Annotated in this window: 17 protein-coding genes and 2 pseudogenes; 15 read left to right on the top strand and 4 right to left on the bottom strand. The window is 45.2% G+C overall.

What is annotated here, in order from left to right:
* Positions 1-112 precede the first annotated feature (112 nt).
* The 3 genes from ABT58_RS13085 to ABT58_RS13075 all read left to right on the top strand — a co-directional run bounded on the left by ABT58_RS13085 (position 113) and on the right by ABT58_RS13075 (position 3,357).
* Entirely contained in the window at positions 113-1,804 is a 1,692-nt protein-coding gene (locus ABT58_RS13085; RefSeq protein ID WP_082211096.1) for an amidohydrolase family protein, read from the top strand.
* Between the two features lie 410 nt (positions 1,805-2,214).
* Positions 2,215-2,736 carry an NlpC/P60 family protein gene (locus ABT58_RS13080; protein ID WP_229821620.1) on the top strand — a complete coding sequence of 174 codons (522 nt, stop codon included), beginning with the start codon at positions 2,215-2,217 and terminating at the stop codon, positions 2,734-2,736.
* A gap of 102 nt (positions 2,737-2,838) precedes the next feature.
* Positions 2,839-3,357 carry an aminoacyl-tRNA deacylase gene (locus ABT58_RS13075; protein WP_047874868.1) on the top strand — a complete coding sequence of 173 codons (519 nt, stop codon included), beginning with the start codon at positions 2,839-2,841 and terminating at the stop codon, positions 3,355-3,357.
* A gap of 102 nt (positions 3,358-3,459) precedes the next feature.
* On the opposite strand, the gene ABT58_RS13070 is transcribed toward ABT58_RS13075, so the two are convergent.
* The 4 genes from ABT58_RS13070 to ylqF form a co-directional block, all read right to left on the bottom strand.
* Positions 3,460-4,038, bottom strand: a complete 579-nt coding sequence (locus ABT58_RS13070) for a protein disulfide oxidoreductase (RefSeq protein ID WP_047874867.1) — start codon at positions 4,036-4,038, stop codon at positions 3,460-3,462.
* A 32-nt stretch (positions 4,039-4,070) separates the two neighbouring features.
* A complete protein-coding gene (locus tag ABT58_RS13065; RefSeq protein WP_082211095.1) occupies positions 4,071-6,137 on the bottom strand; it encodes a protein-disulfide reductase DsbD family protein in 2,067 nt (688 codons plus the stop codon).
* A 105-nt stretch (positions 6,138-6,242) separates the two neighbouring features.
* Complete coding sequence (locus ABT58_RS23510; RefSeq protein ID WP_053063086.1) at positions 6,243-6,716, bottom strand: hypothetical protein; 474 nt, start codon at positions 6,714-6,716, stop codon at positions 6,243-6,245.
* A gap of 267 nt (positions 6,717-6,983) precedes the next feature.
* On the bottom strand, positions 6,984-7,931 hold the full coding sequence (gene ylqF / locus ABT58_RS13055) for a ribosome biogenesis GTPase YlqF (RefSeq protein ID WP_047874866.1): 948 nt from the start codon (positions 7,929-7,931) through the stop codon (positions 6,984-6,986).
* Between the two features lie 378 nt (positions 7,932-8,309).
* Here ylqF and ABT58_RS13050 point away from each other — a divergent pair, with 378 nt between their 5' ends.
* From ABT58_RS13050 to rfbD, 12 genes and pseudogenes are all read left to right on the top strand, one after another.
* A complete protein-coding gene (locus ABT58_RS13050) occupies positions 8,310-10,265 on the top strand; it encodes an NUDIX domain-containing protein (RefSeq protein WP_053063085.1) in 1,956 nt (651 codons plus the stop codon).
* 314 nt (positions 10,266-10,579) lie between these two features.
* Positions 10,580-10,720: pseudogene (locus ABT58_RS24580) on the top strand (IS1595 family transposase); the annotation flags it as partial.
* Positions 10,721-10,723: 3 nt separating this feature from the next.
* Positions 10,724-10,961 (top strand): annotated as a pseudogene (locus tag ABT58_RS24575) (IS1595 family transposase); the annotation flags it as partial.
* Positions 10,962-11,815: 854 nt separating this feature from the next.
* Positions 11,816-12,205 (top strand): hypothetical protein, encoded by a 390-nt coding sequence (locus tag ABT58_RS13045; protein ID WP_047874865.1) that lies wholly within the window; start codon positions 11,816-11,818, stop codon positions 12,203-12,205.
* A gap of 12 nt (positions 12,206-12,217) precedes the next feature.
* On the top strand, positions 12,218-13,936 hold the full coding sequence (locus ABT58_RS13040; RefSeq protein ID WP_047874864.1) for a polysaccharide biosynthesis/export family protein: 1,719 nt from the start codon (positions 12,218-12,220) through the stop codon (positions 13,934-13,936).
* Positions 13,937-13,944: 8 nt separating this feature from the next.
* A complete protein-coding gene (locus ABT58_RS13035; RefSeq protein ID WP_047874863.1) occupies positions 13,945-14,730 on the top strand; it encodes an ABC transporter permease in 786 nt (261 codons plus the stop codon).
* Positions 14,731-14,821: 91 nt separating this feature from the next.
* Positions 14,822-16,204, top strand: coding sequence for a KpsE/RkpR family capsule polysaccharide export protein (locus tag ABT58_RS13030; protein ID WP_047874862.1), 1,383 nt, complete (start codon positions 14,822-14,824; stop codon positions 16,202-16,204).
* A gap of 15 nt (positions 16,205-16,219) precedes the next feature.
* Positions 16,220-17,140, top strand: a complete 921-nt coding sequence (rfbA, locus tag ABT58_RS13025) for a glucose-1-phosphate thymidylyltransferase RfbA (protein WP_047874861.1) — start codon at positions 16,220-16,222, stop codon at positions 17,138-17,140.
* A gap of 90 nt (positions 17,141-17,230) precedes the next feature.
* Complete coding sequence (gene rfbC, locus ABT58_RS13020; protein WP_047874860.1) at positions 17,231-17,776, top strand: dTDP-4-dehydrorhamnose 3,5-epimerase; 546 nt, start codon at positions 17,231-17,233, stop codon at positions 17,774-17,776.
* A gap of 36 nt (positions 17,777-17,812) precedes the next feature.
* Positions 17,813-18,619, top strand: a complete 807-nt coding sequence (locus tag ABT58_RS13015) for a glycosyltransferase family 2 protein (protein ID WP_047874859.1) — start codon at positions 17,813-17,815, stop codon at positions 18,617-18,619.
* Positions 18,603-19,565: a glycosyltransferase family 2 protein gene (locus tag ABT58_RS13010; protein ID WP_047874858.1), complete on the top strand. Its 963-nt coding sequence runs from the start codon at positions 18,603-18,605 to the stop codon at positions 19,563-19,565. The genes ABT58_RS13015 and ABT58_RS13010 overlap by 17 nt, the downstream gene beginning before the upstream one ends.
* A 36-nt stretch (positions 19,566-19,601) precedes the next feature.
* Positions 19,602-20,567, top strand: coding sequence for a dTDP-4-dehydrorhamnose reductase (gene rfbD, locus ABT58_RS13005; protein ID WP_047874857.1), 966 nt, complete (start codon positions 19,602-19,604; stop codon positions 20,565-20,567).
* Positions 20,568-20,696: the final 129 nt, after the last annotated feature.

Raw genomic sequence — 20,696 nt, 5'->3', positions numbered from 1 at the left:
CAAGGGGTAAAGTGTTGTAGATTCACAAAAAAAGGGATATTTACAAATCTCATTTCTGTTTTGAGAGTCATCCATTATAAGCTTGCGATGACAATCTGCTTATGGGTGAACAATGACATTTAAGTTACGTCGTTTTCTTTTGGGAATGTTGGTGGCAGGGCTGTGTGTTGAACCTGTGTTTGCCCGCTCATCTGTCGATACGCTTATCTCGGGAGGTATTGTTTACAATATGCCCCCCGATACCGTAATCGGCATTTCCGACGGAAAAATCAGTTATCTCGGGGAAGGCCAGGGCGCAAAAGCGTTGGTCACGGACACGACGACCCGTATAGATGCCAAAGGGGCCTCCATTTATCCGGGTTTCATTGATTTGCATACCCATCTGTTTGATACCATCGGGTTTGAAAATGTCTCTTGTGAAGTGGATATCCATTCTTCATCAAGCTCAAAAGATGCCTGTCAGCAACGTGCGGAGGAATTGGAATCCGGGCAATGGCTGGTGGGTTATGCGAAGGGATTATTAACCGCTAATCTGAAAAGTCTGACACCGAAGGAGTGGTTGGACGCCCGTTTCCCTCATGTGCCTGTTGTGATTTGCGAACCTCATTCTTCGGTTATTTGGATGAATTCTGTTGCCTTGCAGCAGATGAAAATCAACAAACACAGTGTTGATCCGATTGGTGCAAAAATCTTACGTACACCGCAAAAGGTGGCGAGTGGTGTGGTGCTGGGCTCATTATCAGAGATGGTATTGGAAGAAGCCCTGCGTACTCATGAGATGGACATGAATCAGGTGCTGAACCGCTTTGAAACACTGGCGTTAGATCTACAGAAATCAGGCATTACCAGTATTGGTGAGTCTGGCGGATTTTGGAATCATGGTGGCTTGCAGTTCTGGCAAAAAGTGGCGCAAGACTACAATTTGGGTTTCCGTGTCTCTGTTCGTCCTCGATTGTCACCGTTTAAAGGGGTGAATGATCAACTGGTGCAATTAACCAGCATGTACCGTAATGATCTCAATGCGTTGTTTTTGTTGAATCAAGTGAAGATCAATGTGGACGGTCAATACCGTCTGGGCACAGCACGCCTTACCCAACCGTATGACAAAGCGACGGTTCCCTCTGAACCTAATGGCCTGTTTTATTTTACACCCACGGAATTAAACACGTGGCTGACTCGCCTTGAGGAAGTCAATTTTGGTGCCTATATCCATGCGGAAGGCGATGCAGCGGTAGAGGCTGCATTATACTCCATTCAGAATGCCCGCCAAAAAAGTGATGATCAGCGCTTTACCATCACGGGGATGCAGTTTATTAAGCCGGTTCAGTATCCACTTTTTAGTGAAATGGGTGTGACGGTGAACTTCCTGTTTAACGCGGTACGCCGTGCGGATTTGGCGCATGATCAGTTGAATCACGCCAAAGTGGTGAGCATCAAATCGTTGGAGCACTTCTCTACCAGCGTAGCATTAAGCAGTGGCGGATTTGGTGCTCATTACACGCCGCCACTGAAACGGATTGCGGAAAATTTACAGCAACCGACGAAGTATCGAGTGAAAGACATTCATAAGGCGATTGAAGCGTACACTATCGAGCCCGCCAAATCGCTGGGCATCGAGTCGGTGACCGGAAGCTTGGTGATCGGTAAATCTGCCGATTTAGTCTTCATTGATAAGGATTTAACGCAACTCTCTGCAGAGCAGATCGCAAAATCCACTGTATTGCTGACCATGTTGCAAGGGGGGATCACCTACCAACATGAGAAGGCATTACCCATGACTTCCGGGTCGAATTCCATGTTTTGACCGAGAATTATTGACAGAGAAAAGGATAGCGTGAAGCCGCTCGCACTTGTTTCTTTGTTGTGTAAAAACAACTGGATAACAAATTTGATACGGGCGATAACTACACTCAATAGATACGGCCACTAACTCTAGGTTGTGTTTTAGTATCTATTTCTTCTGTTGTGTGGAGTTTTATGGGCTAGCGCTTTGCTAGCCTTTTTTTTATCTGCGTACTGTTAGACTTCCTGTACATTCGCGTCAACTTCTCCATTTATCGCGACATCTTGCGACAAAATAGGCTGTGTGTTTTTTCTGCGCTCGGTGTGCTAAATAGGATCATAAGATGGTTGATTCTGTCTATACTTGATAAGATGCGTAATTAACTACCATAAATTAATCTTATTTTGATTGCCGGAAAGGATCCCTCCGTTGTGAAAATTGTGTTACCAATCGTACTCTTCGCAGGCTTGCTGACCGGCTGTAGTTCGACGCCAGAACAGGACAATGCCGATACTTCTTCTTCCCAAGCGACAGTCGGTAAAAATGATCCCCGTTATACCTATGTGCCGATGAATGTGCCGCTTTCTTCTTCTCCTAGTTTTACCAATGTGTATAAAGAATGGAGAGGAACACCGTATAAGTTGGGGGGGACAACCCAAAAGGGCATTGATTGTTCCGCTTTTGTGCAGGTTGGTTTTGCTGATGTGCTGAATATGCAGTTACCCCGTACGACCGCTGAGCAGGCACGTAAAGGGAAGTGGGTTGACATTAAGGCGCTAAAAAAAGGCGATTTGGTGTTTTTCAAAACCGGCCGACGCCTGCGCCATGTGGGCATTTACATGGGCAATTCAGAGTTTCTTCATGCCTCGACCTCGCAAGGGGTGATGATTTCTAACCTTAAGAATCCTTACTGGCAACGTACCTACTGGCAAGCGCGCCGTATTACCCCATAACACTGTTAGCGGTGTGTTTTGGTGGTGTCACGAATAAGCGGAGAGATACGGTTCACAGGGCTATACTCATGGGGCGTCAAACCGTAAAAACGAGGTGATGTTATGGGTATCGCAATCACGGTTGAACAGTTTTTGGATAATCATAATGTGGAGTTTGCGCTGACTCGACATAAGCGCACCGATACATCGTTCAGTTCTGCTATCGCTTCTCATGTCCCTACGGCACAAGTGGCTAAAGCGGTGCTGTTAAAGGATCAACAAGGCCAATTCTTGATGGCCGTTGTGTCTTCTAATCGGCGGGTCATGATTGATAAAATCAGCCGCATGCTCGGCAAACCGTATTTTCTGGTGGGGGAGCATGAGTTATCGACCGTCTTTCAAGATTGTGCGCCGGGTGCGGTGCCGTCATTGGGGCAAGCCTATCAGGTCGATATGCTGATCGATGATTTACTGTTAGAGCAAGATGAACTGTATATCGAATCAGGCGATCACAAGAACTTGATCCATGTAGATCAATCTGAGTTTAAGAAGATCATGTCAGGTGTGCCACACCAAAACATCAGTGGCTACCGCATGATGTTCTCGCAAGGCCATGAAGGTCGCCATTGGGAGTGGGAATAATCCGTCCACGGCTCCCTCTTTAACACTGTTCCTCATATAAAAAAGCGCCCATGACGATGTGTCATGGGCGCTTGTTCTTTCTGTCAGCGTTTTATGGCGCGATTAACCGGAAAATTGCATGCGCAGCCATAAACCTAATGGGCTGGTAAAGCCGGTTGTCACGCTGTCAATTTTGCCGTTATTCAGAATCACGATAGACGGTACCGCTTTAAATCCCCACGCTTGCATCAGCTGGCCACGTTGATCGTTAACCGTGTCAAAGTGGTAATCGTGCGTATCCAAATAGGCCGCCAAACGTCGGTTATCACCTGAATTAATGGCGACAGAGATAACCTCATAGTTATCCCCCGCGTTGTCCGCCATCCAGTTAACGGATGGGCTGACAAAACGGCACACTGAACACCATGTGCCCCAAAAATAGAGCATGACCGGCTTGTCCTGGCTGAGGGCAAGCAGATCGACCTGTTCGCCCAGCAAGGTTTGTACGTGTGGCGTCGGTATGGTGTCTGTCGGGAGATCGCGGCTGCGCCAAAAATCTATCCCCATACTGACGACTGTCACGAACACCAGCATCCAGACCGCTTCTTTTAACCAGCGTTTCCAGCGTGGCAGCGTCACAGTCGCTGTTGACTTCGCTTTGGTGTGGTCAGCGTTAGTGCTCTTACTTGTGCTTTCACTCATCTCAATTCCTTGATTGCGCCTTGATGCCGTATTTATTGCGCCGTTTTCAAGGCATCAAGCACGACGTCATTGTTCAGAATGACAGGTAACGCAATACCTTCTGGTGCGCTCGGGCCATAGACGATATTAAACGGTACACCGTAACGGCCATTATTACGCAGATAGCCTGTGATGTAGTCGGACGGTTTCGTCCAGTCGCCACGCATCAACACAATATTGTCACCGCCTAGTTGGCTGTGAACCGGCTCTTGCAGCAACACACTCATCTTGTTCACTTTACAGGTGATACACCAATCAGCAGTCACATCCACAACTACCGTTTTACCGGCTTTGACGTAGCCATCAATGGCGTCGACATCTAACGGTTTCCACGCGTGATCTTGTGGCAGCGGTGTTGACCAGTTATCCGCTGTCATGCTGCCCGCAATCAAGCCGCCTCCGGCACCCAGTACCACCATAACAAGGGCGAAAATCACTGGCTTACGGCCTTTTGCTTTACCCAAACGCCACAGCAGAATCGTCAGCATCAATGCGCCGATGAGAACCACTACCGCCGTGCTGAGGAAGTTGGTCATCAGGCTCAATAACCAAATGCTGGTGGCCAGCATCATAAAGCCAAACAGGGTTTTCACTTTATCCATCCATGCGCCCGGTTTTGGCAGCATTTGTGCCAAGCGTGGGAACAGGGCAATGATCAGCCACGGTGCCGCCATGCCCACTGCCAGCGCAGTAAAGATGGCAAATAGGGTGATCATGTCAGCGCCGAGCGCAAACGCGACGGCTGTGCCTAAGAAGGGCGCACTGCATGGTGTTGCCAATAGGGTGGCGAACATGCCTTGCACAAAGTGGCCTACGTAAGAGTCATCACCTTGTGTGGCCAGCCAGGTATTGGTGTTGCTCGAAAGGCGAATTTCAAACAAGCCCAGCATATTGGCAGCAAACAAAACGGTGATGATCACCATGGCGCCGATAAAGTACGGGCTCTGGAACTGAATACCCCAGCCAAGGGCTTGGCCTGATAGTTTTAACGCCATCAAAAAGCCAGCTAATAGCCAGAATGAGGTGACAATGCCTGCCGCTGATGACAAGAACTGCAGTCGGATTTGTTTTCTCGCCAAGCCTTCAGTGGCAATCACGCTGCTGAGCTTCATACCCAGTACAGGCAAAACACACGGCATGATATTGAGGATCAACCCACCCAGTAGGGCAAAGCCGATGATTTCCCATAAATTGGCACTGGTATCAACGGGCACGGTAATCGGCTGATTGGTTGCCACTACCGGTTCTTCTACCGCAAAACCATTATCGCTGATGGTGACATTCAGGGATTCACCGTTCAGTTTGGGTGTTCCGAACCAGCTGTTCACGGCCATTTTGGCAACCAACGTGTTACCGACGACGTCTACCGTTGGTTTCAGGAAGGATGCATCTTTTACGTTCTGTGATTCACCATCGACGAACACATCAGGCTGTTGCCAGCCCAGCGTATTGGTGGCGACCAATGTCAGCTCGCGCGTTTTCTCATTCCAACCCGCTGCATCAACAGTGACAGACGGTTGCGTCTGCGGTACATGGCTCATGCCTTGGTTGTACAAGTGCATGGCTTCTTCGTTGTTGTCGATGTCGGTTGGTTTAAAACCAAGCGACAATTCATAGTCAGTCAGCACACAGATGTTTGTACAGGAAGACATCACCAATTTGCCAGAAACAAAAACCGGCTTGTTCATGTCTTCAATGTGCAGCGTCATCGGGAAATTGATGTGGTGTTTATACCCTAAGGTTTCTACGCCCAAAAATTCATAACGTTTTGGCATTGGCCAGTGCCAATCCACGCTGCTGAGATTGCTTGAGAGCGACCAGTCGATAGAAGGGGCAACACCGCCTTCGCCCGGGCTACGCCAGTAGGTTTTCCAATCGTCATCCAATTGGACTTCAAGCAGGCCTTCAACGGTTTTAGCGGCAGGATCGGTTTGGCCTGTTAGCATGAAACGGACTTGGATTGGTGGGTGTTCCGGATTGTGCAACCAACCGGTGGTCGCAGTTTTTGCCCATGCATTCATTGAGATGAACAGGGACAAGACGGCCACTAAAAGTAGCATGATGGGATTGCGTATGTGCATGTGTTTGTTCGGGTATTTCACTGTGATAACTCCAAAAATAAACCAATTACAGAACTGGCAATGCCAGTGTTGACTCTGCCGGTTTTATTCCCGGAAGACACAAAAGGTAAGATGACGCCGTCGCGTAGGCACAATGGGCTCGGTCAGTACCGGTACCACCAAGCCAGCACTGGCGAAGATGGCGAAGGCCAATACAATAAACAGTAAATTGAAAATGCCATGATCAAGCTGTGGGGAATGCCATTGCACTAAGTGATCGGTCAGTGTACAGGCTTTGTTGAGCGCGCCTGATTCATTCAGAGAGCGTTCGGTATTCTGTAATGCCTTGGCTTCCAGCGCATTGATTTGCAGCGCAATAAATTGAGCGATAGGGTTTTGGGTATCTAAAAAGGCGGCACTTGACACAGGTGCATTGCCCGACGGGTTGCCCGTTGTATTGTCAGTCAGGTTGCAGACGTTGGTGATGCGTAGGTTATGACTGGTGCACACAAACATCGCCAAGGCAATTAAGCCTAAGGCGCACTGAGCAAATCGGCGATGTGTCGTAGCAGAATACATAAACTTTTTACTGTGAACCTTACCGTTGTCATTCTGTTATAGGTTGAAAATACAACAGACTGAAAATAAACACCCTTTGACGAAATCAGACCGGTGTTAGCCGGAAAAGTTTCATTTGTTCCGATATCACTGTGTTATACGCGGTTATGACAGAAAGTGATGTTTACGGAGGGGTATTTTCTTTGTTTTTCGTGGGGGCTGCAAGTGTGAAAAAGCCACGAACCGCACAGTGTTCGTGGCTTGTATAGGCATTACCGCGATGCAGAATTAGCGCTTGTTACGTAGGTAACGCTTACGACGCTCTTCTTTTACTTTCGCTTTTTCTTCTGCTTTACGCTCGGCTTCAATGGCCACATCGATCAGCTCTTGCGTGATCATCTCTGGGCGTTCCATCGTAATGTGGCCCAGTGTGCCGTTACGCAGTTCGTTGATCAGAATTTCAGAGGCTTTGTGCAGATCCACACGACCACCAGACTTCAGACAACCACGCTTACGACCGATCTCTTCCATCATTTCGATTTCAGATTCAGGCATTTCATCAATGTCGTAACGGGCTTTTAGCAGTTCAGGGTAAGCCTGTGCCAAGTACTCTACTGTAAAGAAGGCCACATCAATGTAGTCCATCGCCGTGTCTTTTACCGCACCGGTTGCGGCCAGACGGAAACCACTGTGTGGGTTTTCTACTTTCGGCCACAAAATCCCTGGAGTGTCAGACAGTACGATACCGTTTTGCAGGTTAATACGCTGCTGCTGACGGGTTACCGCTGGCTGGTTACCTGTCACCGCGACTGAACGGCCAGCGAGAGTATTGATGATGGTGGATTTACCCACATTCGGAATACCCATGATCATGGTACGAATGTTTTTGCCCATGTCTTCGCGGTTAGGCGCAAGTTTGCGGCAAAGTTCGGTAATTTTGTTTACTTCGTTGATGTTTTCTGTGGTGATGGCAATGGCTTTTACGCCTTGCTCTTTTTCAAGATGATCAATCCACAGTTGGGTCATTTCAGGATCGGCCAAGTCACGCTTGTTCAGTACCTTAACCACTGGCTTGTTGTTTTTTTCACGGAACGTTTTGATCAGCGGGTTTTCACTACTGAAAGGAATGCGGGCATCCAGTACTTCGATGATCACATCGATCTTTGGAAGCACTTCTTCGATCTCTTTACGCGCCTTGTGCATGTGGCCCGGGAACCACTGGATTGTGTTACTCATTTGAATACCTTAATAATGCATTTAATGTCTTGTGGAGCGCACATTGGGGTACAAAAGATTTTAGTCCGTTCCCAGAGGGGATCTCTAAGCCACATACAAAAACCATAACCACAATACATCCATGTGATGATTTTAACACTTTTGAATCTGAAGCGAAAATCCAATGCCGTGCAAAAAAACATCAGTTATCTGATAGGTGGCGGAGTTCTTGTGCTGTCCAATAGATGTAATTACATCATTGGTAGCAATGAAAATTTGAAGGTTCTCTGAAGTTACATAACCATACGAATATTATGGGTATGAATGCGCGTATTATCGGTGTTCCTTCTATTTCAATTTACCCCGCCCAGTAAATTGACGTTTTAAGAGTGCAAGCATATGGATATCAGGCAAATTTTTGATACGGGATTATTATTTCACCATTATACGAATACCGCGTACCCGTTAACGCCAACCTCATTTCGCCACCTTCGGGTCGATACCGATATCGCTAAGCGACTGGCGGACGATATGGATTCCCTTTCTGCACTTTCACTGTATGTGCACGTCCCTTTTTGTCAGGTACGGTGTAAGTTTTGTGAATATACCGTGCTGGACTGCTGTGATGAAACGGAGCAAACCGAGTACGTCGATTTACTGTTGCAGGAAATGGCGATGTACAGCCAGTTGGTAAAAGATAAACTGATTATGGGTTTTGATTTAGGGGGCGGAACACCCAGCATATTATCTGTTGAAAACTTAACGCGTCTCACGCAGGCAGTAACGGACTTGTTCGCTCTTCCTGAGGAAGTAGTGTGGAGTGTTGAAACTACGCCTGCCATCGCGGCAAAACAGCCAGAAAAAATCGCGACATTGTATGATTTGGGTTATCGCCGTATCAGTATGGGTATCCAAACGGTGTCAGAAAGATTGTTGAATGAGATAGGGCGAGAAGGTAGCCGTCATCTTTATTTACAGGCAAGAGATCATATCCGGGCGGCGGGTTTTGAGCAATTCAACATCGATTTAATGTACGGTTTTTTAAAACAAGACAGTGACAGTTTTAAGCGTACATTGCGTTATGCCATCGAGTTAGCCCCTGATTTTATTACCCTATATCGCAATCGCTACAAAGGTACCAAGATTGAAAATGAAGCAGGGGGAGTGTCTATCCATAAAGCGATGAACCAATACAATATCGCTTATGAAATGCTCACCGCTGCGGGTTATCACGCGAACCCCGGCAAGAATACGTTCAGCAAAATCGCCAACAATTATGGCACGAGCGATTACCTGACTAAGCGTGTGGTTGAAGGAACACCGTATATTGGATTGGGTTTGGGGGCACAATCATTTGGTCGTCATTACCTGGCCTACAATGCTGGGGCGGCTACCAAAAACATGAAGCAGTACAGACGCGCGATTGAAGCCGGACAATTTCCCATTCAGGATTTGTATGCCTTACCGCGAGAAGAGTCCATGGCTAAGTTTGTCTCGGTGGCATTCTATTTTGGCTTTATCGATCTTAAATGCTTCCGGCAGCGATTTGGTCTCGATTTCCTCACCTATTTTCAGGCGGAAGTGCAGTTTTTGCTGGAACGCGAATACATGACGCTGGTGGGTGAGCGTTTGATGTTGACTCAGTATGGGGCGAATTACATTAACGGTATCATTCCTCTCTTTTACTCTCAGCATTCAAAAGATGAAATGTGTTCACTGAGTCAAAAAATGGCGAATAAGCTAAATGACACGCAGACATTTCTCAGCACTTACCAATTTGAAAAATACCCTAAAACTTCTGTTACAGCTGATATTGTGCTTTTGCGTGGAGAAAAACCGTCTCTCTTACTGATCAAACGGGGCGCGCATCCCTTTATGAATAGTTGGGCGCTGCCGGGTGGTTTCATTAAACCCACGGAAACCCTTGAGCATGGGGCAGAGCGAGAACTTCATGAAGAAACAGGGATTGAGGGGATCCACTTAACCGCAGGGCGGGTATTCAGTGAGCCGAACCGTGATCCACGAGGGTGGATCATCAGCCACAGTTTTCATGCCCATATTCCACTATCTGCTTCGCAAACCCGATGCGGTGATGACGCCATTGACTGTTGTTGGTTTGAACTATCGCTTCAGCAAGAACAGAGTGCAGCGGGATCCGTGACTTATAGAGTGAAATTGAAGAATGAAAATTCGGTTGCAGATAAACAAATGATCCAATTTTGTGCTGTGGTGAGTCTGTCAGGCTCTCAACAACAGTCTATAACCGTCACTGAAAATGAAGGATTAGCCTTCGATCACGCTGAAATCATTGTGAGTGCGTTGGTTGAACGTGGTTTATTAATATGCCTTGAATAGTCGTACACAACATCAGGAATATTGGATACGACATTTTAATGAGAGAATAGAGAGTATTAATAGACGCCCTGCATTTATTCCATCATATCATTTTTGCAGATCAATGAGACGTTGTTGATCTGCATTCTCAATGGACTGCGAAATAGCAGTGTGCATTGATCATCAAGGTTGCCTGATTACCATCATCAATCAGCCTGCTGAACTAGACTTTGAGTTAAAAAACTTGAGGATTAGATCATGCCTAAGAATATCATTCAATTTTAATAAAGTATTTCTATTCATTGCTTTTCGATCTGTATGGTACTGAAAAACGGATCTCCGCGTTGGCGTTATTTTGTAATTTGGATGTTTCTTATAATGCTGCCTGGCGGTAGAGACACAAGTTGATCAAAGCAATGAAAGAGCATGACGACGAATCTCAATACTCTGGATTAATTCAGATTGATGACGTTTATTAGGGCGGTGATGCTGATTGTGTTGAATTACCGTACTTAAAGTGGATTAATACGATGATAAGTAATGTTGAACTTACCATGCGATAAACAACAAGCATTTACCGAGATATCTGGCTGAATTCTGATTTAAGTTCAATGGCAGATTTGATTTGGAAAAATGATAGGTAACCTGATTCACTCAAGTATTCAAACAGCACCCATGCCTGAGAACTTACTCAAATTGGCTGAGGATCGGTGGTAATCAGGTGAAACCATGCAGTGAACGAAGTGATAAGTGAAGGATGCTCTTCACCATCAGTGCCATCGTTATTGCCGTATCAGAATACTGGAAACTTCAGCCTCGCCGACCATGATGAATTGAGCAATTCTAGGCTTTAATCACCTTTTTATCGAATCTAAAAGTAAGCGAATTTCGGCTGACAAGAGACTGATTGTATTTTTCCAGTTATACGTTCGGTAAGTGACTTTTTTCTTCTCCATCTATTTCGTCCAGTACAAAGAGTACAAGATCAGATCTAAAGACTTTCCGCGGAATTATATTCCTTATATTGTTCTTTAAATTCATTAAAAGAGACTTTCTTTGTATTGGTGATGTTGCATCATTGTTTCATTTCTTTTATGGATGCTTTTGCTTTGTAAGTTCATGTTTTAAATGGTTTGTTTGTCTATCCTTTGTGCGAGGTCGTTGTTCTCATAGGTCTATTCTTGCCTGGCTTTGTATGCTTTTTAAGCGTTTTTTTGATTGTTACATATAACTTTGGATGTACATCACTTGTAACTTTTTATAACCCCCTCCTCTTTGCTAAATTTCCCCCGCTTTGAGGCTTCTATTGTTTCAATACTTAATAGTGGCGAGAAGTACCTACTGGGCATGCGATAACTTGCAGTGTGAATGAGCATGAATTCAATTTAGGTAGGGTAGCGATGATTAAAATTTGGCTTCAATCAAACGTTTAATGAATAGCGTAAAGACAATCATCGGGCGGTAGCGTGTCTAAAACCAAATAAAGGCTTTAGCGTTGCCAATGGAACATCGGGTTTAATATGCGTTTAATGAGTGGCGCGGAAACAATCATCGGGCGGTAGCGTATCCAAATGAATAAGATTGGTACATGGAAACATATTTTCTTTGTTTCATTTATAACGTTCACACTTAGTGCTTGCGCCACTAAACCAAGAGAAGTAGCCGCCGAGGTTCCTTTAGTGACACCATCGGTTGAATTGTCAGGCATTGATATTTCCAAGATATATTGGAATGCGTTGAACCAAGACAAAGCCACAACGTTGGTTCACCCTCAATATCAAATCACATTAAACAAACCCTATACATCAGCATTAGGGAAAAAGTGCCGTGAAATGCGCATCCATCATGCAGGGAAAGTTAATAAGCAAGTCGCCTGTGCATACAGCGATGTGATGGCTCAGACAAACGAGTGGCGATTAATGCCAACGCTTGAAAGCAATGCGAAAGACATCGTTTTATAAAGGTTTTACACAATGAATTATACTCATTGGCTTTTAATGCCATTGACACTGTTCGCTATTGAGACTGCTGCATCGACTGCCAACGTAGGGCCCCTAAAAACGGACAACCTCACTCCGTCATCGCTGAAAGTGGCACAGCCATCAACTCAAGTGCTAGAGCAAGGTCTGTACGCTGTGGAAAACCGCAATAACGTATTGCTTCCTGGCGAAGTCGATGTGCAAGACCTGCTTCCATCATCGGGTGAATCCCAAGTGCCACCTTATGGCGCAAACCTGTTTGCGGGTGGTTATGAGACAGAGCGAGTTGACGATCTCAATGATAACTATCTCATTGCTCCGGGTGATAAAATCAACCTTTGGCTATGGGGCGCCGTGAACTATTCCGATATTGTAACAGTGGATAATCAAGGCAACATCTTTGTCCCAGAAGTAGGGCCAATTAAGGTTGCCAATGTACAAGCCAATCAAGTTAACGCATTGGTAACCCGCAAGATCAAGCAAGTTTACACCCACAATGTGAACGTGTACGTGAACTTATTAACCGCAACACCAGTGAGCGTTTACTTAACTGGTCCTGTAATACGCCCAGGGCAATATGCAGGCATGGCGTCAGACTCCGTTCTTTACTTCTTAAAGCGTGCGGGGGGAATTGATGGCGAGCGTGGTAGTTATCGAGAAATTCAAATTCTGCGTAACCGAAAAGTGATTGCCAGTATCGATTTATACGATTTTATTCAGCAAGGTCACTTAGTCTCTCCGAGTTTTAAAGATGGCGATGTGATTTTGGTTAAGCCACAAAAAGCGACGATTACTGTCACTGGTGGCGCAAGAAACCCATTTCGATTTGAGCTTGAAAACCCAACAGAAACCGGTAATCAACTGTCAGCATATGCCAAGCCATTGGCAAAAGTATCGCATGTTGGTGTTGTAGGTAATCGCCATGACGGGCCGTTCTCGTTGTATATGGACTACCTAGCTTTTCAGGCGTTTGAGTTAAAAGATGGCGACAAAGTTCTATTTAATGATGATCTACATGCTCAGGTGATTGACGTACAAGTGTCAGGCAGTTACTTAGGTCCATCTTACTTTGCCGTTGACAAGCGTACGCGCCTGCACGATTTACTCAGCAACATAGAGATAGACCCAAAACTGGCCAATTACCAGTCGATCTATTTGCTTCGCCCTAGTGTGGCGCAAAAACAAAAAGAAATGATCGAGGAATCATTGAATCGCTTAGAGCGTAGTGTCTTCACCGCACCAGCTTCCTCGGATGGCGAAGCCGCAATCCGTGCGAAAGAAGCAGAGATGGTGATGCTGTTTACCGAACGTGCTCGCCAAATCCAGCCTCTTGGAAAAGTCATAGTGTCGGACCAAGGTGCGGTGGCGAACATTCTTCTTGAGCAAGGTGACACCATAGTGATCCCGAACAAGACAGACTTAATTCAAGTCGGCGGGGAAGTGCTGATGCCTCAAGCAGTGGTCTATAACCCAGAAGCCACCTTGGATGACTATATCGCTTGGGCGGGTGGGTTTACCGATCGAGCTGAAGACAACCGAATCGCTATCGTGCGTGCGAATGGTTTGGTCGAGTTTGAAAGTAATCACTCGATTCAACAAGGCGATCAAATCTTAGTGCTACCGAAAGTGGACACTAAGACCATGCAATCAGTGAAAGACATTACCCAAATCATTTACCAAATCGCTGTCGCGGCAAACGTAGCAATTAAGTAATTGAAGTTATGGCAAAAGTAATCAAGCGTAGTGCATTGCAGATATGGGCGGACGTTGTGTTCGCCATCTTTCTTCGGGAGATCAAGAGTACTTTCAGCGATAAATTTGGCTTAAGTTGGGCATTGATCTCACCGATGATCATGATCGCGGCCATGGTGTTGATCCGTAATCCATTCGATGGCGGTAACACACATAGCATGCCTACCGTGTTCTTCGTGGTTTATGGCGTGGTATTAGTGCAGTTCTTTTTAGGTACATTGGAAAAAACCGCCAACGCGATTCAAAAAAACAAGCCGTTGTATGCGTTTCGTCAAGTACAGCCGATTAGTTCGATCATGGCCATCAGCGGATTTGAGTTATTGAATAAGTTTGCACTCATCTTATTACTCAGTGTATTAGCCTATTTATTTGAGTTAGAGCCAGCCATTGCTGATCCGCTTTCTTTGCTGCCCACAATATTCAAAGTATGGCTATTGGCGTTGTCAATCGGTACGTTATTTGCGCTGGCGAGTTGCTTTGTCCCTGAAGTCAATAAAGTGAAGTCCATCTTAACCAGGCCTCAGTTCTTTATTTCCGGCATCTTCTTTAGCTTGCAAGATATCCCACGCGAACACTGGCCATATTTAGATTGGAACCCATTGCTGCATGCCGTGGAGTTGGCCCGTTACTACGCTTATCCCGCGTATGGCAAAGTTGGGGTGAGTGAATTCTATCTTGATATCACCACCATAGTGTTGCTGTCCTTAGCGCTTTGTTGTTACCAAATCAGTTGGAAACAAGCCATTAGTCGCTAAAAGGGACAAGGTAAAAGTGTCGCTACGCTCCGAAAGGAAAAAACAAAAGTAAGAGTAGAAGCTTAAAGCAGATGCAAAAAAGAAATTAAAAATGACAACTCAAACCGTAGAACAACGTTTTCAAGCGTTACGACAAACGCTTACCCCCGCCGAATTTACCTGTATTGAATTTTTAATCGCTAAAGCAGAACAAGTGGAAGCCGAAGACCCAGAACTCTCGGCACGTATTCTAGTTCGTGTTGCGAATCTTAAAAAGCAATTAATGAGTGGTGAGGAACAAGTAGCAAGTAGCAAACCCAACGCAGAAAACCAAAATAAAGAAGAGCAAAAGCCAAACAATATGTTTAGTGAGTTGCTGTCTATTTTTAACTTTCCACTTTTTAATTTCTTTACTTGTAATCCTTTTATCGCTTTAGTGGTTATCCCAACCCTTATTTTTACGTTATATCAAAGTTTTTGGGCATCAGAACGCTACGTTAGCCGAGCGCAAGTGATCGTCCAGCAACCTGATGGTATGGCAACCATGGATGCCTCCATGGCGGTGTTAACTGGCTTGGGCGTTTCCAACACAGGTGTTGCCGATACTGAACTGGTTAAAGCGTACATCTTATCGAACGATATGCTCAAGTATCTCGAAGAGAAGCTAGATATCGTAAGCCATTTTAGCCAATCCAACATTGATTGGTTTAGCCGTATCGACGAACAGGAATCATGGGAAACGGTTTACGAGTACTACTTAAATCGGCTTGATATCTACATCGATTCTAACTCCAACATCGTACACGTAGAGACCCAAGCGTTTGACCCTGAGTTTGCAAACCGCTTAACGCAAACCATCGTCGAGCGATCAGAATGGTACATCAACTCTATTGGCCATCAGCTTGCTAATGAACAATTGGCGTTTATTCAAAAAGAACACGCCAATATCGAACACAAACTGCAACAAGCGCAAACCAAACTGCTTCGCTTTCAGCAGCAATACAATTTGCTCGATCCTACGGCGGAAGGCGCTGCAATGCAGCAGATCACTTACGGCTTAGAGGAGCAGATTTCTGCCAAAGAAGCCGAGCTGAAAAGCCTCACCGCCATGATGAGCAGCAGCGCACCGCAGGTGGTAACCGTTAAAAACACATTAGCGGCGCTCCAAAGCCAACTCAACAAAGAGCGCGCGAAATTGTCAGACACTAAAAACAGTACGATTTCAGTGAGTGAGATCTTAAACCAATATACGGATCTAAAGGTAAAAATGGAGTTGGCGCTTCAGGCTTATACCTCCTCCCAGATTTCACTCGAAAAATCTCGAATCGAAGCCTACCGACAACTGAAATACCTGATTGTCGTTGAGGCTGCAACCAAACCGCATGATGCCAAATACCCAGATGTCTTTTACAACATCACCTTATTCGGCGTGCTTGCAACCATGCTGTTTGTTATTGGTCGTATCGTGCTCTTGACCATTCAAGAGCTGAAATAACTGTAGGAAATATAAATGCCAATATCATGCTCTTGCAGCAACCCGTTAAACCGTAAAGGGATCATTCTCGCTGGTGGTTCTGGTACGCGCTTGTATCCCATCACCAAAGTCGTAAGCAAACAATTGATGCCGGTTTACGATAAACCGATGATCTACTACCCAGTTGCCAGCTTAATGATGGCGGGGATCAGAGAGATTTTAATCATCTCCACACCTCAAGAAATCCATCGCTTCCAAAACTTATTAGGTGACGGTTCTCGCTGGGGAATTAAATTTGAATATTGTGTACAGCCATCACCAGATGGTTTAGCACAAGCGTTTATTCTTGCAGAAGCGTTTCTCGCAGGCTCACCAGCAGCATTGGTACTGGGTGATAACTTGTTTTATGGCCACGACTTACCAACCTTGCTGAATAAAGCGAGCCAGCAAGAGCAGGGCGCGACCGTATTTGGCTACCATGTTGCGAATCCCACCTCTTATGGAGTGGTTGAATTTGATGCTAGCGGCCGTGTGTTATCGATTGAAGAAAAGCCACAACAACCGAAGTCGAACTACGCCGTTCCTGGGATGTATTTCTTCGACTATCGAGTGGTCGAGTTTGCTAAAAATGTCAAACCGTCACCGCGAGGCGAGCTAGAAATCACCGATGTGATTGACCAATACCTACAAGCGGGTGACTTAAAAGTGGAAATCATGGGTCGCGGAACAGCGTGGCTGGATACCGGCACGTTGGACGATTTGCTTGATGCCGCTATTTACATCCGCGCAGTAGAGAAACGCCAAGGGCTTAAAGTGAACTGCCCAGCAGAGGTGGCGTACCGTATGGGTTACATCACTGAAGAGCAGATAAGCCAAATTGCTCAAGACAAAATCAAATCTGGTTATGGCCAATATTTGATGGGTATCTTAGAGCAGCCATTACAAGTCAGCGCCTAAACGATAACTTTCTACTTATTATTAAAATCGTCACTTATTCGCGATGTCACCAATCATCACGGATGAGCTTGTCATGTTGAGTAGTTAAAAATGAAATTCATTGAAACAGCGATCCCAGACGTTAAGATCATTGAGCCACAAGTCTTTGGTGATGATCGTGGCTTTTTTATGGAAACATTCCGAACCACCTTGTTTGACCAGCAATGTGCGCCACGCCATTTCGTGCAAGAGAATCACAGCAAGTCAAATCACGGTATTCTACGCGGCCTGCATTACCAAACGGAAAATACCCAAGGTAAATTGGTTCGCGTCACCAAGGGCGAGGTATTTGATGTAGCGGTCGACATGCGCGAGGGTTCTCCAACCCTGGGCCAGTGGATTGGGGTGTTGTTATCCGCAGAAAACAAGCGCCAACTCTGGGTACCAGAGGGGTTTGCTCACGGTTTTTATGTTACCTCAGAAGAAGCAGAATTTGTTTACAAGTGTACCGATTATTACAATCCAAACGCTGAAGTGTCTATAAGGTGGGACGACAAAGATCTAGGTATCGAGTGGCCATTAGTTGATGGTGAACATCCAACACTATCAATAAAAGACCTAGAAGGGCATTCTTTCCGATCCGCCCCTAAATTATGATAACACTTTATCCTCTATCACCTAGCATATTGAACATTGAACATTGAACTTAAACCAATATCTTTTGTTACAGTCTCCCATGGTCACTACCATTACCTTGTTGAATTGCTTGAGTCGATTAAGCAATACTGGCATTCGCCGTTTGAGTTCATCATCGTTGACAATCTCAATAGCGATCTATTTGAGCCTTTCATCGAAAGGTTCAATAAGCTTTTGGCATCGCGCGTTTCTGTAGTTCGCTTATTTAAGTATGATAAACCTAAGTCATTTGGGGTAGGGAACAATTTTGCTGTTCGGCACGCGCAGTATGACAACTTGTTTATTATCAATCCTGATACAAGATTTATTGATGATTCTGTTTACCAGTGGTTCCAAGATACAGATGTAGGCTCTCAACTATATTATCCCAAACTACTCAATACTGACGGAACGAATCAACAGCATTATAACGAATGGCCTAGCATTCCAAATCAGTTCATTAGGCTAGTAAAAGCTAAGTTAAAACTTCCGACAGCGCAAAAACAAAAGCGTCACGATTGGTATTTTGCTTCCGCAATAGTGATCTCTAAGCAGCTTTTTTCAAAACTAAAGGGTTTCGAAGAAATATTTCCACTTTACTGTGAAGATGTGGATTTATGCTATAAGGCTTATTTGATGGGGGTGCCATTTTCACGAATAGAACAGGTTCAAATGGTGCATCATTTAGGAGGCGAAGCGAAACACAAATACCTGGTTAAGGCGATAATATCTAATGTTTTGTGGCGATATGTAAAAGTGAGGAATCGCATACTGCTTGGCAACGTAAATCGAAGAAGAAATACAAGGTATGCATCAAAACATTGATATTGTTCTTGCCACCTATAATGGCGAACAGTTTCTCGAAGAACAAATCCAATCGATCCAAAATTGTGTCGGATATGCTAACCGAGTAAGCCGACTGATTGTTGTCGATGACGGTTCAACTGACCAAACAAAGGCTATTGTGGAACGATTACAAACCGACAGTAAAATAGAGTGGCATCTTAATCAAACGGGTAAAAAAGGAGCGAAGAATAATTTTGAATTTGGACTGTATATTACAACCGCCGAATACATTATGTTGAGTGATCAGGATGATGTTTGGCAATCGCAGCGAATAGAAGACAGCTTCCATCAAATAAGTTCTCTGGCTCAATCAAAACCTGCGCTGGTATTTAGCGATAAAGAGGTAGTAGACGAGTCCTTGAATACGATAAGTGATAGTTTTTTTGCTTTTCGCGGAATGGCGACCGATTGGCACACATCATTAGAACAGTTAATTCAGCAAAACGTTGCATCAGGTTGCACCATGATGTTTAACCGTGCCCTATTAGAACAAGCACTACCCATCGCAGAAGATGCTTTTATGCATGACTGGTGGTTAATATTAGTAGCAAGAGTAACAGGTGAAGTGCGATTTATCGAAAAACCGTTAATACGTTACCGCCAACATGACTTCAACACGATTGGAGCCAAATCTTATTCTTGGAGCCACTTGTTAAAAAATTTTCAACCTCACCTTGCCAAGTTTGCTAAACAGTTTTGGCAAATTGCTGCTCAAGCAGAAGTGTTAAGTTCAAGGTTTAAGCACAAAGAACTTGACGAGATAGCATTTACAAAAATACGAACAGTAGGTTACTTAAAGCGGCTATCAATGTTTATCAGCGGTGATGTAAGGCAACATAACCGGAAAGGACAACTCGCACTTTTAATGACATTGTTAATGACTAATTCTAGAAAGGGTAAGGTAAAAGAGCATAATAATGCATAGATAGCATTATAACGTGCCTGAACCTAGAGTTCTAAAATGAAAATACTAATAACTGGTAAAGGCGGTCAATTGGCCTGGGAGCTGGAGCAAACCGTGCCTGGCAATGTTGAGTTGGTCAGCTTCAATGCGCTGCAACTCGATATTACCAATCAAGCGCAAGTGAATGAAGTTGTGCTTGCTCATGTTCCAGACATCATTATCAATGCCGCGGCCTATACCGCAGTTGACAAAGCCGAAACGGATCAAGAAACGGCGTTTGCCGTGAACGACAAAGGCAGTGAGTATTTAGCGCTAGTTTGTCGAGAGATAAACGCCAAACTCATTCATGTGTCCACGGATTTTGTGTTTGATGGCACAAAAACCACACCATACCAAAGCAGCGATACGCCAAACCCAATTAACGTCTATGGCGACTCTAAGCTCCAAGGTGATATCAAAGTCAGCGAGATTTTGGGTAACCAAGCGACCATTATTCGTACCGCATGGGTTTACTCGGCGCACGGTAATAACTTCGTTAAAACCATGCTTCGCTTAATGGAAGAAAAAGATCAACTTGGCATCGTCTACGACCAAGTCGGCACCCCAACGTGGGCCAAAGGCCTAGCACAGATGATCTGGCAACTCGTTGAGAAACAAGGGATAAGGAATAAGGCGCAAGAGAGATGTAACAAACATGAATTGCCTTTAACCCAAGAGCTTTCAAGCGAATTGTCCTCGAATCATGAACCTGCCGCTACGCTGCTGCACTGGACAGACGCAGGCGTGGCCTCTTGGTATGACTTTGCGGTGGCCATTCAGGAACTCGCGATAGAAAAAGGCATGCTAGAAAAACGGATTCCGATTCGCCCAATCCCTGCAAGCCACTACCCAACACCAGCGAAGCGACCAAGTTTTAGTGTGATAGATAAAACCACCGCAGAGCAAGTAAGTGGGGTAGAAACCAAACATTGGCGAGAGCAGCTATCCGCCATGCTGGATGAACTCGCGGAACGCGAGAGGTAAAAGGGCGTCGCTTCGCTCCTGCAAGGTAAAAGTGGTGCGTTCGCACCAAAGTAAAGGCAAAAGCATCAATGTAACAATTGGTTGACAAAGGTCGCTATGCCATAAAAATCACCTTGCACCTTGCACCTT

This window comes from Photobacterium aphoticum, from assembly GCF_001029435.1.
Classification (GTDB): Bacteria; Pseudomonadota; Gammaproteobacteria; order Enterobacterales; family Vibrionaceae; genus Photobacterium; species Photobacterium aphoticum.
The sequence above is the reverse complement of the archived record's forward strand: the minus strand, read 5'-3'. Positions and strand labels throughout refer to the sequence as shown.

Bases quoted from the DNA above. Each gene is read 5' to 3' on its own strand.
- ABT58_RS13085 (WP_082211096.1), top strand. From the start codon at position 113: ATGACATTTAAGTTACGTCGTTTTCTTTTGGGAATGTTGGTGGCAGGG.
- ABT58_RS13075 (WP_047874868.1), top strand. From the start codon at position 2,839: ATGGGTATCGCAATCACGGTTGAACAGTTTTTGGATAATCATAATGTG.
- ABT58_RS13070 (WP_047874867.1), bottom strand. From the start codon at position 4,038: ATGAGTGAAAGCACAAGTAAGAGCACTAACGCTGACCACACCAAAGCG.
- ABT58_RS13065 (WP_082211095.1), bottom strand. From the start codon at position 6,137: ATGCTACTTTTAGTGGCCGTCTTGTCCCTGTTCATCTCAATGAATGCA.
- ABT58_RS23510 (WP_053063086.1), bottom strand. From the start codon at position 6,716: ATGTATTCTGCTACGACACATCGCCGATTTGCTCAGTGCGCCTTAGGC.
- ylqF (WP_047874866.1), bottom strand. From the start codon at position 7,931: ATGAGTAACACAATCCAGTGGTTCCCGGGCCACATGCACAAGGCGCGT.
- ABT58_RS13050 (WP_053063085.1), top strand. From the start codon at position 8,310: ATGGATATCAGGCAAATTTTTGATACGGGATTATTATTTCACCATTAT.
- ABT58_RS13045 (WP_047874865.1), top strand. From the start codon at position 11,816: ATGAATAAGATTGGTACATGGAAACATATTTTCTTTGTTTCATTTATA.
- ABT58_RS13040 (WP_047874864.1), top strand. From the start codon at position 12,218: ATGAATTATACTCATTGGCTTTTAATGCCATTGACACTGTTCGCTATT.
- ABT58_RS13035 (WP_047874863.1), top strand. From the start codon at position 13,945: ATGGCAAAAGTAATCAAGCGTAGTGCATTGCAGATATGGGCGGACGTT.
- ABT58_RS13030 (WP_047874862.1), top strand. From the start codon at position 14,822: ATGACAACTCAAACCGTAGAACAACGTTTTCAAGCGTTACGACAAACG.
- rfbA (WP_047874861.1), top strand. From the start codon at position 16,220: ATGCCAATATCATGCTCTTGCAGCAACCCGTTAAACCGTAAAGGGATC.
- rfbC (WP_047874860.1), top strand. From the start codon at position 17,231: ATGAAATTCATTGAAACAGCGATCCCAGACGTTAAGATCATTGAGCCA.
- ABT58_RS13010 (WP_047874858.1), top strand. From the start codon at position 18,603: ATGCATCAAAACATTGATATTGTTCTTGCCACCTATAATGGCGAACAG.
- rfbD (WP_047874857.1), top strand. From the start codon at position 19,602: ATGAAAATACTAATAACTGGTAAAGGCGGTCAATTGGCCTGGGAGCTG.